The sequence below is a fragment of the Ensifer canadensis genome, from assembly GCF_017488845.2.
GTDB lineage: Bacteria > Pseudomonadota > Alphaproteobacteria > Rhizobiales > Rhizobiaceae > Ensifer > Ensifer canadensis.
In genome coordinates this window covers 859,206-871,194 of sequence record NZ_CP083371.1, presented here as the reverse complement: position 1 = coordinate 871,194, position 11,989 = coordinate 859,206, and the positions used below count along the sequence as shown (strand labels likewise).

11 protein-coding genes and 4 pseudogenes are annotated in these 11,989 nt (G+C 56.6%); 5 read left to right on the top strand and 10 right to left on the bottom strand.

Features of this window, described 5'->3' with window-relative positions:
- Positions 1-50 precede the first annotated feature (50 nt).
- The 6 genes and pseudogenes from rfbA to J3R84_RS23640 form a co-directional block, all read right to left on the bottom strand.
- Positions 51-917: a glucose-1-phosphate thymidylyltransferase RfbA gene (gene rfbA, locus J3R84_RS23665; RefSeq protein ID WP_203529323.1), complete on the bottom strand. Its 867-nt coding sequence runs from the start codon at positions 915-917 to the stop codon at positions 51-53.
- A gap of 24 nt (positions 918-941) precedes the next feature.
- Positions 942-1,834 (bottom strand): annotated as a pseudogene (rfbD, locus tag J3R84_RS23660) (dTDP-4-dehydrorhamnose reductase).
- On the bottom strand, positions 1,831-2,892 hold the full coding sequence (gene rfbB, locus J3R84_RS23655; protein WP_203529326.1) for a dTDP-glucose 4,6-dehydratase: 1,062 nt from the start codon (positions 2,890-2,892) through the stop codon (positions 1,831-1,833). The pseudogene rfbD and the gene rfbB overlap by 4 nt, the downstream one beginning before the upstream one ends.
- Before the next feature lie 57 nt (positions 2,893-2,949).
- Positions 2,950-3,513: a dTDP-4-dehydrorhamnose 3,5-epimerase gene (rfbC, locus tag J3R84_RS23650; RefSeq protein ID WP_203529328.1), complete on the bottom strand. Its 564-nt coding sequence runs from the start codon at positions 3,511-3,513 to the stop codon at positions 2,950-2,952.
- 166 nt (positions 3,514-3,679) lie between these two features.
- Entirely contained in the window at positions 3,680-5,614 is a 1,935-nt protein-coding gene (locus J3R84_RS23645; protein WP_225968537.1) for a glycosyltransferase family 2 protein, read from the bottom strand.
- 161 nt (positions 5,615-5,775) lie between these two features.
- A pseudogene (locus tag J3R84_RS23640) lies at positions 5,776-5,964 on the bottom strand (sulfate ABC transporter ATP-binding protein); the annotation flags it as partial.
- Positions 5,965-5,969: 5 nt separating this feature from the next.
- On the opposite strand from J3R84_RS23640, the pseudogene J3R84_RS38520 reads away from it, so the two are divergent.
- The 5 genes and pseudogenes from J3R84_RS38520 to J3R84_RS23615 form a co-directional block, all read left to right on the top strand.
- Positions 5,970-6,116: pseudogene (locus J3R84_RS38520) on the top strand (adenosine-specific kinase); the annotation flags it as partial.
- A gap of 99 nt (positions 6,117-6,215) precedes the next feature.
- Positions 6,216-6,429, top strand: a pseudogene (locus tag J3R84_RS23630) (type II toxin-antitoxin system HicA family toxin).
- Positions 6,426-6,785 (top strand): type II toxin-antitoxin system HicB family antitoxin, encoded by a 360-nt coding sequence (locus tag J3R84_RS23625; protein ID WP_203529338.1) that lies wholly within the window; start codon positions 6,426-6,428, stop codon positions 6,783-6,785. Before J3R84_RS23630 ends, J3R84_RS23625 begins: the two are co-directional and overlap by 4 nt.
- A gap of 339 nt (positions 6,786-7,124) precedes the next feature.
- The gene (locus J3R84_RS23620; protein ID WP_225906479.1) at positions 7,125-7,454 is read left to right on the top strand and encodes a toxin-antitoxin system TumE family protein; all 330 of its coding nucleotides are present in this window, start codon (positions 7,125-7,127) and stop codon (positions 7,452-7,454) included.
- Complete coding sequence (locus J3R84_RS23615) at positions 7,451-7,822, top strand: HVO_A0114 family putative DNA-binding protein (RefSeq protein WP_057223210.1); 372 nt, start codon at positions 7,451-7,453, stop codon at positions 7,820-7,822. Before J3R84_RS23620 ends, J3R84_RS23615 begins: the two co-directional genes overlap by 4 nt.
- A 310-nt stretch (positions 7,823-8,132) precedes the next feature.
- Here J3R84_RS23615 and J3R84_RS23610 read toward each other — a convergent pair whose 3' ends face one another.
- The 4 genes from J3R84_RS23610 to J3R84_RS23595 all read right to left on the bottom strand — a co-directional run bounded on the left by J3R84_RS23610 (position 8,133) and on the right by J3R84_RS23595 (position 11,936).
- On the bottom strand, positions 8,133-9,158 hold the full coding sequence (locus tag J3R84_RS23610; protein ID WP_203529353.1) for a sulfate/molybdate ABC transporter ATP-binding protein: 1,026 nt from the start codon (positions 9,156-9,158) through the stop codon (positions 8,133-8,135).
- Positions 9,155-10,042, bottom strand: coding sequence for a sulfate ABC transporter permease subunit CysW (gene cysW, locus J3R84_RS23605; protein ID WP_373688551.1), 888 nt, complete (start codon positions 10,040-10,042; stop codon positions 9,155-9,157). Before cysW ends, J3R84_RS23610 begins: the two co-directional genes overlap by 4 nt.
- Positions 10,043-10,044: 2 nt before the next feature.
- Positions 10,045-10,866 (bottom strand): sulfate ABC transporter permease subunit CysT, encoded by an 822-nt coding sequence (cysT, locus tag J3R84_RS23600; protein WP_203529359.1) that lies wholly within the window; start codon positions 10,864-10,866, stop codon positions 10,045-10,047.
- Positions 10,867-10,949: 83 nt separating this feature from the next.
- Entirely contained in the window at positions 10,950-11,936 is a 987-nt protein-coding gene (locus J3R84_RS23595) for a sulfate ABC transporter substrate-binding protein (protein ID WP_113569848.1), read from the bottom strand.
- Positions 11,937-11,989: the final 53 nt, after the last annotated feature.

Genomic DNA, 11,989 nt, shown 5'->3' with positions numbered 1-11,989 from the left:
CTTCCGACGCGCGCAAACGGGCGCGCGTCCGCCATTCCCCCTACAGAAGTTTAACTTTCAAGGACGCTTGTCAGGTAGTGGCCATAGGCGCTCTTGCCATATTGACCTGCAAGTGACTCTAGTTGATTGGCATCAATGAAGCCGAGACGATAGGCAACTTCTTCAGGGCAGGCAATTTTGAAGCCCTGCCTGCGCTCCAGAGTGGCAACGAACTCAGATGCTTCCAAAAGACTGTCAGGAGTCCCGGTATCAAGCCACGCATATCCTCGCCCCATCTTCTCGACATGTAGCTTACCGCGCTCCAGATATGTGCGATTAACATCTGTTATCTCGTACTCACCGCGAGCTGAGGGCTTAAGGCTAGCGGCAATATCCACGACATCCTGGTCGTAGAAATACAACCCCGTGACGGCCCATTGGGACCGAGGTTTCTCGGGTTTCTCTTCAATCGTCAGCGCCCGCATTGCCGGGTCGAATTCGACCACTCCATAGCGTTCTGGATCGTTTACATGGTAGGCGAAGACTGTCGCACCATCCGTACGTTCCATAGCGCTTTTAAAGAGCTCAATAATTCCATGGCCGAAGAAGATATTGTCACCAAGAATCAAGCACGAGGGACTGTCTCCTACGAAGGAGGCACCGATGACGTAGGCTTGCGCAAGACCATTCGGCGAAGCCTGCTCGGCATAGGACAGAGAAAGCCCCCATCTGGAGCCATCCCCAAGCAAGGCTTGAAAATCAGGCAGGTCCCTCGGCGTCGAGATGATCAATATTTCTCGAATCCCCGCTAGCATCAATGTTGACAATGGATAATAGATCATTGGCTTATCGTAAACGGGCATTAATTGTTTCGAACCGACCAACGTCATAGGATGCAGACGGGACCCGCTGCCGCCAGCAAGTATAATTCCCTTCATTCAATCAACTCCGCTTTAAATCTATTATCGTGTTAGATGGCGGACGACTCCACTGGTGGAAATCTTCCAGTTGGGTAGGATTACGCCATGGTATTCGGCAATGCGCTCGCAGTTGAGCCGTGAGTTAGCAGGACGTCGCGCCGGCGTCGGATAATCGCTCGTGGAAATGCGATTTATCTTGGCAAACGGTCCGCCCATCATTTTGGAAACTCTAAATATTTCCTCGGCGAACTCCGCCCAAGTCGCGGCACCTCGTCCAGTTAAATGGAAGATCCCGCGCATGGCAAGATCGTTCGAACCCAGAAGGTTTCGTCCAACAGTCAAGATTGCGTCCGCAATGTCGAGCGCCGAGGTCGGATTGCCGACCTGATCGTCAACAACGCCCAATTCGGTCCGTGTCTCGGCCGCACGAAGAATGGTCCGCACAAAATTTCTGCCGAATGGGCTGTAGACCCAAGCGGTACGGAGAATTGCGTGGTTCTCGTGTGTAGACGCCACCAGTTGCTCGCCCAACAACTTGCTTGTCCCATAAACTCCCAACGGAGCCACAGGGTCGCTCTCGACATATGGCGCAGCTTTGGTGCCGTCGAACACATAATCGGTAGACAGATGAATAATCGGAACGTCAAGCGTTTTTGCGATCCGGGCAAGCGCGGCAGGCCCTGAGCATTGACGGCGAAGGCATCGCCTTCGTTGCTTTCGGCCTGGTCGACAGCCGTATAGGCAGCGGCTGACACAATCAGCTCGGGCCGCGCCGCTTCGATTGACTGCGTTATAGTATCGGCATTCGCCAAATCAAAGTTCGGACGCCCGATTGCGACAATCTCGACATCCTCACACTGAGAACTGCGCGCTACGAGCGACTGAACCACTTGCCCAGTCAGCCCAGTCACGACAAAGCGCCGGGGGCTGGTCATGGTGCGGTACCGGTCTTCAGCAGCCCAAGACGCGTACCTTCGTAGCCTTTACGAAGGGGCGCCCACCACCAATCGTTGTCGAGGTACCAGCGCACTGTCTTTTCGATACCGGTATCGAATGTCTCCTGTGCCCTCCAGCCAAGTTCTTTCTCCAGCTTGGTTGCATCAATCGCGTAGCGCACGTCGTGGCCAGGCCGGTCCGTCACAAACTGAATCAATTCCTCGTGTTGTCCGCCGGCAGGGTTAAACTCGTTCATCAGCTCGCAAATGCGCCTGACGACGTCAATGTTTCGGCGCTCATTGCGCCCTCCCACATTATAGGTTTCGCCAACTCTTCCCTTCTCGGCGATAGTATCGAGCGCGCGGGCATGATCATCAACAAACAGCCAATCGCGAATGTTGGCGCCATTGCCATAGACTGGAAGAGGCTTTCCCTCCAGCGCATTCAGAATAACCAACGGGACCAGTTTTTCGGGGAAATGGTAAGGCCCATAATTGTTCGAACAATTCGATACCACTATCGGCATGCCGTAGGTGTGCGACCAGGCCTTTGCGAGATGGTCAGATGCGGCTTTGGATGCCGAATAAGGCGAGCTTGGGTCATAGGGCGTCGTCTCGGAAAACAAGCCATCCTCGCCTAGTGAGCCATAAACCTCATCAGTCGAAACATGCAGGAAGCGAAACTGGCTTTGCAACTCCTGCGTCAAACCCGCCCAATAGCTACGCGCACATTCGAGCATATTGAAGGTTCCAAATACATTGGTTTCCACAAAAGCCCTTGCACCGGTAATGGAACGGTCCACATGGCTCTCGGCCGCCAAGTGCATTACGCGGTCTGGTTTGAACGTCGTGAATGCCTCCGAAATCGCCCTTCCATCACAAATGTCTGCCTTGAGGAAGCGGTAAGAAGGCGCCGAATCCACTTGCTTCAGCGACGAAAGCGTCGCTGCGTAAGTGAGCTTGTCTACGTTCAGTACCTCGTAGCCTTTATCAAGAACGAGATGACGAACAAGTGCCGATCCTATGAAACCCGCCCCACCTGTGACCAGTACGCGCATGTTTCGGTGTACTCCGATAGTTTGGTTGAATTGGCATCAACCGCCGATCTTTGCCAATTAGGAGGCGAAGACAAAGTTGGTTCGAAGGTCTGCCAGCACTGGTTGCCTCCGATCTTTGTCGGAAAGTATGGCAGCATCCGTCGTCACCGGCCACTCAATCGCAATATCTGGATCGTTCCACAGCAGTCCGCGGTCATACTCGGGAGAGTAGTAGTCCGTTACCTTATAGCTAATCACAGTATTCGGCTCTAATGTACAGAATCCGTGTGCGAAGCCAGGCGGGACCCATAACTGTCGAGCATTGCTTGCAGTCAGTTCGGCGGTCACGAACTGCCCATAGGTTGGCGATCCGTTTCGAATATCCACGGCCACATCAAGCAACGCGCCCACCGTGCAGGATACAAGCTTTCCCTGTGCCCGGGGGTTGAGTTGAAAATGCAGCCCCCGAACAGTTCCAGTTTCAGCAGAGAATGAACGATTATCCTGGACAAAGGAGAAGGCTCCGACCTCCGCCTCGAACTGATCTACCCGAAACGTTTCCATGAAGTAGCCACGAGAATCGCCGTACTTCTTAGGCGTAATTACTACAACATCCTGAATAGCAGTCCGTTCGAAAAGCATTTAGTCCCCATCGACAATGAATTCAGTGGGTGCGTTTCAACCACACCAAAGACCCAAGCGCAACATGGATCTGAATGAGATATCGTGGGGTGACTGCACTTCTGATGTGCACATCAAGCGTGTCTCTACTGCTCGATCCAAAGGGCAAGCCTTTCTCTGAGGTTGATCATGCGGACGTCCTCGGAGATAGGTCGCGCGGGCAGGCCTCGAGAACAAAATCCTCCGCGATCAGGGAGAGGTTCGGGTTGTGATACGGATCATTCCGCAAAATATCGCCCCACCTCTGATACACCGTCTTTTCCTCGCGCGCGAAGCGGCGCAGCTTTTCAGGTGTATTGTCCGTACCTCGAGAGACCGATTCCCTGTGCAGCAGGGCGCTATCAGGTGTCCAGACAATCGCGCATCCCGCTTGGCGCACCTTGACGCAGTAGTCGACATCGTTGAACGCAACGGTCAAATTGCTCTCATCCATGCCACCAATTTGCATCCAAAGGCTCTTGCGTGTCAGCAGGCAAGCTGCGGTGACCGCAGAGATCTCCCGTCGTTCACGCAAGAGACCATTGTCCTCACCGGATTGCGGGTGCAGAAAATGAAAGCTGTGCCTTGCAACAGTCCCCGCCCCGAGCGTAACACCGCCGTGTTGCACGTAGCCATCCGGGAAAAACAGCAGGCTGCCCGCAGCGCCAACATCTGGATCATCCAGCTCCCGAACAAGATTCGAAAGCCATCCCGGCTGCAATGGTTCGACGTCATTGTTGAGCAAAAGGATGAGTTCGTTGCGCGATGCTTCGACACCAAGATTGCAGGCCCGTGAAAAATTGAACCCACCTGGCAGCGGCAGACGACGGATACTCCCAGCCTTCTCATAGCGGTCCATAAGGGCCAAGGCTGCGGAATCGCTGCTGTCATTGTCGATGACAAGAACATCCAGATCAACGCCATCAGTGCTTTCAAAAAGGCCCCTTAGACATGCCTCTAGCAGGTCAGCTCGATCCCGCGTCGGGATGATGACGCTCACCTTGGGCGTCTCAACAGCGTCCGCTTTCAGTCGAACAGGTCGCATCATTCGTTGGTATGGAGCGTCTCTGTGCAAGAGCACCCGCGGCACATGAAGGACCGCACCGCGACGGCCTTTTGCAGCTTTGGCGATCACCTCACCCATCGGCCGATTCCCGAGGTCCAAGCCCTCCGGCAGGTCAGCCAAGCGGACAAGGGCGCCGTCCAATGGGAGCCAACCGGATTGCGCAAGGGGCGGATTCCAAGCCGGCTTGAAGAACGGATCGATCCGGCGACCACGCTTATTGACACGATCTTCGTCGCTATAAACTGCAGTCACCGAAGACGAGAACGCGAAGGGGCGCGAAAGCCTCTCTAAAGCGCGCGGCGCCAGGCGCATGCCCGCGGGAAGCCGCATCCATAGTCGCGGTCGGGCTGCGTTCCCATCTTTCATACCTGCGACTTCACTGGCAGGAATCTCGGCGTAGTCGCGCCAGGTCTGTGTGGCCAGTGAAGCGCGTGTTTCGGCGACGGCCCGCTCAGTGCCGCGCCCAATCGAAACGAAGACGAAAGGTTTTGTTGGCCAATCTCCCGGAGCGTCAGGCACCTCCGCGCGCTCCGCCGCCTGCTGGGCGTCGATCCATTCGTCATAGCTCGGCGCCGACAAAGCGTCGACTTGCCTGGCAAAGCGAAACGTGGCGCCTTTCACGTTGCGCGCCATAAGGAGACGAAGAATACGAAGAATGAACAAAGGTCGTTGCAGAACCAGGGTAATCCCGATTTCGAGCAGTGACAGCCGCCGCACGTTTATTTCCGGGGTAACGTCCGCCAATATTTCCGCTGTTGCGTCATCGGCGATAAGCGTCGCGCCTTCGAATTGCACCGGCAGCCATCCATAAAACCGTCCGCGGCCTTTGCTGTTCACCAGGAAAGAGCGGAAAACCGTAGCTGGTACTCTACCCTTACGATGCAACGCCAAGCGCGGGCGCAGACCCAAACGGTGCCCTGGATCCATAACCGTTAGAACGACAGCACGGTCGGCATAATCTCCCAGCGCAGCCTTGAGCGGCACCCTGAATTCGACCTGTGAAACATCAGCCATCATTCTCTATCTTGCAATTCAGCGAAACCGGAGTCGGTATGCCGCTTATGCCAGAGCTTTGAATGAAATTTAACTCATAATTCCAGTTATCTGCGCAAACCGAATATCCATGCATCCAATGCTGTTTCAGGCAGGTGCCAGCTTAATCGTCAGCCTTCCAACCTCGGCGCGCGGTAGACTTCTGTCGGCTTACCGTTCTGCACAATCCGGCTTTGGTCGAGGATTACTACCCGGTTGGCGAGGTCCGGCGCTTCCTCCTGATCGTGAAGTGCAAACAGGGTGGTCATGCCCAACTCGTCGTGGATCTCGCCGGAGATAGGCTCAAGCGCCCCGAAAGGTTCTTCGAGAAGCAGTCAACAGGACCGTGGAGGACCGCCACGAAGCGCAGGTGGGCGCGGTTCCTGGTTTCAGTTTCGGGCTGGCCTTCTGCGAGGCCGCCGGTAAGCGGCTGGTACGCTGGTCCGGCGATGACGAAGCCGTGCTACGCTCCGGCCTGATAAACGCACGGGAGCGTAGGACTTTTCTGCGTGCTCAGCTCGATCCAATTCGCGAAGTCATTGAGTTTGCGCTTGCATAATCTGCAAGCGTCCCTGCATTTGCTAGCATGAACAGCAAGCAGAAAGGGCCCTTGCGGCCGTGTTCAAGGACCCGGTTTCTGGAACCATCGAATGGGCCGCCATAGAAAAGCTGCTTGTGGCTGCCGGAGCAAACGTGATCTAGGGCAATGGTCCCGCGTTACGTTCGAATAAGACGGCATCATTGCTCATCAGGTGCGCGATGCTTGCGAGTTCCTGATGCAGATTGGAGTAACGCCATGAACACCATGACTTACAATGGGTATCACGCTCGAATCGAATTCGACGCTGAGGACGAAGTGTTTTTCGGCAGGATTGCAGGTATCTCCGATGTAATCGGCTTTCACAGTGACAGCGTCGCTGAACTGAAGAAGGCCTTCCATGGGGCCATCGATGATTACCTCGATACCTGCAGGAAAATAGGCAAAGAGCCGCAGCGACCCTATTCTGGCAAGATGATGTTTCGTGTCGCTCCCGAAGTCCATCGCCGAGCAGCTCTTGCTGCCGAGCTTTCGGGAAAGAGTCTCAACCAGTGGGCAGAAGAGGTGCTGGAAGAAGCTGCCGACCACTTTTCCGAGGCACGCCTATCGGCGTCGTGATTGTTGCGTGCTCGATAAATTGGCCTTCCCCCGCCAATTAAATTAGGCAAATCTTTCCAAGCACACAATGTAGACGCCCGTAAGATCTGCGCGTGCACGAAGGCTCGCGACGAACGGCTGGCCTCGGCCCCATGCGAACTTCATTCGATGACGTGCTTGAAGAAATGAAAGTGGCGCCAAGACGAAGCCTCTGAAATTGTTGGAGCATGAAATTGCGTCTTGTGCTCACCGTTGGCGGCGTCGCCCGGGGGGCATTACTGGCACCTTCGGCACAGGCCCTTCTATGATACTCCTGCCGGTACTCAGGAAGCCTGCGATCTGTTATAGAACAACGCAGCGTTGGCTAAATTGACAACAGCGGCGATTGTTGGCATATTAGCCAACATGGATGCGCAAAAAATCACCGAACACAAAAACGTTGAAGCAGACGGCAGCACCATCCAGTTTGTCATCTGGAAGCTGCCGGAACCCGTTCCCCCGACCACGCACGGTTTCAAGTATCGCATGGTCTATATTCGAAACCGCGAGCGCGTCGTCGGTTTCGATAACGAGCGCGGCAAGGGTGATCATATGCATCTGGACGGCAAGGAGTATCCTTACCAGTTCACGTCGCTTGAGCAACTCATTGAGGACTTCATGTCCGAGATCGAAAAACGGAGGCAGTCATGAGGACATTGACCATCACGACGAACACCGATTGGAAATCGGCCCTGCGCGCCGCCGGAGAGAAGGCCAAGGTGGGTCTTGCCACCGGGACCTATCAGGGCGAGACGCTGAATTTTGCTACTCCCGGAGCGTTCTTCTCCCACCTTACCGAACGTCGATGGGAGATGCTGAACGAGCTTCTTAGGAGTGGAACGATCGGAGTCCGTGAACTTGCGCGCCGGCTAGGACGAGACGTCAAGCGCGTGCATGGAGACGCTGCGGTGCTTGTTAATCTAGGACTAATCGAGCGTGATGAACGTGGCGCACTTACATGCCCCTTCGGAAACATTCACGTTGACATGGTAATGACGTCCGCAAAATCGGCGGCGTAGGTGTCCTCCCTAGAAAGGGATGCTAAGAAGACCTAAGGCCGTTGTCCTAATCTTACCGCGCAGGCGCTTGGGTAAGGACAAACGGCCGGAATTCCGCTCACCGGCGCGCAGGTTATCGTTGCGTTACGCCCGCCGGCTCCGCTGAACGCCAAAACTCCGTGATCTTCTCTTCTCGATCTCACTGCGATGTTCTGTAGGAGACATGTCTCTCCTCATTTTCATGAAGATCGGTTCAGCATGATAACTTGCGCCGGGTCTTCCGACGCCGGTTAATTCGCCCGCCCTTTAAGGTCTGGCACGCGCACTCGATTTAAACACCTCTCGGGAAAACCTGCGGGTTCCTAAGGATAATCCCAGCCCCCCGAGACAGATCGGGTTCAACTTGCTCAGGGATTTCAAACTCCACTCGAACACCATCCTTGGTCGTACCAACGACAGTCAATCCATCGGGCCGATGTAAGATGCGCTCGATATCCACGGGAATACCTCCCGCATCCTTCTGCCAAATAATATCCCTTGGCCTTACAAAGACATCGACAGGACCAGTTTCGGTAGACGCGATACCAGTGGCCCTCTCGCTAACAAAAACGAAACCGTCCCGTGCGACGCCTGGAAACGTGTTCACGTCCCCGAGAAACTGCATGACAAATGCCGAGCCCGGGTGGCGGCAGACTTCTGCAGGCGTGCCCTCCTGCACGATCCTGCCTTCATTGAGGATGACCACCCGATCTGCCAGGTCGAGCGCCTCTTCCTGGTCATGCGTCACGAACAAGGTCGTAATGCCGAGTTCGTCGTGAATCTCGCGAAGCCAGCGTCGGAGATCCCGGCGGACGTTGGCATCGAGAGCGCCGAAAGGCTCGTCGAGAAGCAGCACCTTCGGATCGACGGAAAGTGCGCGGGCAAGGGCCACACGCTGACGCTGACCGCCGGAAATCTGGCCGGGGAAACGGTCGCCAAGCCCTTCGAGCTTTACCAACCGCAGGAGTTCCGAGACACGTGTCACGATCTCGGGCTTGCTGCGCTTGGTCTTGGAAACCTTCATGCCGAAGGCGATGTTCTCAGCAACGGTCATATGCGGGAAGAGCGCGTAGTGCTGGAAGACGAAGCCGACGCCGCGGTCACGCACCGGTATGTCGGTCGCGTCCTGATCGCCGAAATAGATGTGGCCGCCGTCGGCATATTCGAGCCCGGCCACCATGCGCAGGATTGTCGTCTTGCCGGAACCGGAAGGGCCAAGCAGCGCCACCAACTGTCCGCTCTCGATGTCGAGCGAGACACCATGCACGGCGCGGAACGTGTCGAAGGTCTTTATAACCCGGTCGAGACGGATTTTCATGGTCGGGTTCCTGCATTCTGTTCTTTGGCTGCGGCAGCAAGCGCCGGCCGGCGGCCAGCACCACGGCGCTCAAGCGCGACCTTGGCAATGATGGTGACGACGGCGAGCGTCGCAAGGATTGAGGCAGCGGCAAAGGCGCCCGCCGCCTGGTAGTCGTGATAAAGCAGTTCGATATGGAGCGGCAGCGTGTTGGTCTGGCCGCGAATATTGCCGGAGACCACGGAGACCGCACCAAACTCACCCATGACCCGGGCGTTGCAGAGTACCACGCCGTAAAGCAGCGCCCATTTCACATTGGGAAGCGTGACAGAGAAGAACGTGCGCCAGCCTGACGCGCCAAGCGAGGTTGCCGCCTCTTCGAGGTCCCTGCCCTGTGCCTGCATCAATGGAATGAGCTCGCGCGCAACGAAAGGTGCCGTCACGAACATCGATGCAAGCACAATTCCCGGCAGGGCAAACAGGATCTTGATATCCGCAGCCTCCAGCATAGGGCCGAACAAGCCTTGCAGACCATAGACGAAGAGATAGGCGACGCCCGCAACAATCGGCGAGATCGAAAAGGGGATCTCGATCACGACGAGAAGGAAGCGTCGTCCCCAAAAATCGAACTTAGTGATTGCCCAGGCGGCCGCAAGACCGAAGGCGGTATTGATAGGAACGGCGATCAACGCGGTTGCGACCGTCATGAAAATGGCGTGGCGTGTATCGGGATGAGCGATCGTCGCCGCATAGGCCCTGAGCCCTTGACCGAAGGCTTCGACTGCAATCACGATGAGGGGCGCAAGCACCAGAATGGCACCGAAGAACAGTGTCGTGCCAATCAGCACACGGCGTATGATCGGCCCATCGCCGACGCGCGGCGGTTTGCGTCTGGTCGGTATCATGCTCAAGACCTCGCGGTATAGCGCAAGGCATGGGCCTGCAGGAGATTGGTGGCTGCCAGCATCAGGAAAGCGGTGATCAACAGCACCGAGGCGATCGCGGCAGCGGCCTGATAATCGTATTCCTCAAGCCGAATGAAGGCGAGCAATGCGGTGATTTCGGTTTCCATCGGCTGATTGCCGGCGATGAAGATGATCGCGCCGAACTCGCCCAGCGACCGTGCGAAGGACAGTGATAGGCCCGCCAGCAGCGCCGGCATCAACAAGGGCAGGATAACGCGCAGGAAAATGGAGCCATCCGATCCGCCGAGCGATTGCGCCGCCTCCTCCAGTGCGGGATCGAGATCCTCAAGCACCGGCTGTACAGTGCGGACGATGAAGGGCAGGCTGGTGAAGCACATGGCCACCATGATGCCAAGCGGCGTATACGCCACCTTGATACCGAGGGGTGCTAGAAGTGCTCCGAACCACCCATTGGATGAAAACAGCGTCGTCAGCGCAATGCCGGCAACGGCCGTCGGCAGGGCAAAAGGCAGATCGACGATCGCGTCGATGATCCGCCGCCCTGGAAAGCGGTAGCGAACGAGAACCCAGGCAAGCGCCAGGCCGAAGACGAGGTTGAAGGCGGTGGCGACAAGGGCCGAAAGCACGGTGACGCGGTAGCTAGCAACGGCGCGCGGCGACGAGACGATCGCCCAATATTCGGCAGGGCCAAGGCTCGCCGCCTTGAAGACCAGAGCCGCCAAAGGCAACACGACGATCAGCCCCACGTAAAAGAGGGTGATGCCCAAAGATAGGGGCAGGCCGGGCAGGACATTGCGTTTCAAGTGATCGCCTCCACGGCGGCAAAGCTTTCATTCATGGCAGAACCCGGCGAGCAGAACCCGCCGGGTAAATTGGCATCGCATTTTCAGCGATTGCCATAGATCTGGTCGAGCGTAGCGCCCGAAGCGAAATGCTCGTCCTTGATCTTGCCCCAGCCGCCGAACACGTCCTCGACCGTGACCAGGCGGATCTCCGGGAACTGATCCTTAAATTCCGCTGCCACCTTCTCGTTGTGGACGCGGTGGCCATATTCAGCGGCAATCTTCTGGCCCTCGTCGGTATAAAGGAAATCGAGATAGGACTTCGCCAATTCGCGCGAACCGCGCTTGTCTGCCACCTTGTCGACCACCGCAACAGGGAATTCCGCAAGCAGGCTGACGGAAGGCACGACGCTTTCGAACTTGTCGGTGCCATACTGCTTGGCGATCGAGCGGGTCTCCGCCTCGAAGGTGATGATCACGTCGCCGATTTCGCGCTCGACGAAGGTCGTCGTTGCAGCGCGCCCGCCGGTATCAAAGACCGGAACATTGTCGAAGATCTTCTTGACGAATTCGGTGACCTTGGCCGGGTCGTCCTTGAAGGCTTCCTTGGCATAGGCCGTTGCCGCCAGATAGGTGTAGCGCGCATTGCCTGAGGTTTTCGGGTTCGGAAAGATCACCTTGACGTCGTCACGCGCAAGATCACCCCAATCCTTGATCCCCTTCGGATTGCCGGCGCGTACCAGGAAGGACGGGAAGGAATAGAACGGCGACGCGTTGTTCGGAAACTCCTTCTGCCACCCCTCGGCGACGAAGCCGTTCTTTGCCAGGAAGTCGATATCTGTGACTTGGTTGAAGGTGACGACATCGGCTTCCAGACCTTCGACGATCGCGCGCGCCTGCTTCGATGTGCCGGCATGCGACTGGTCGACGGTGATACCCGGATGCGCCTTGACGAAGGCTTCGTTCTCGGCCGCAAAGACTTCCCGCGCAACATCGTAGGAGGCATTGAGAAGGGAGGTCGGCGCTTCGGCAAGGGCCGGTCCGCTCAGGAGCGCAACAAAGGCAGCGCCCGCGATCAGCAGTTTCTTCATGGGTATCTCCGGTAGGATAGAGGCGGCAGGTTGGATGAAACCTAACGGCCGCT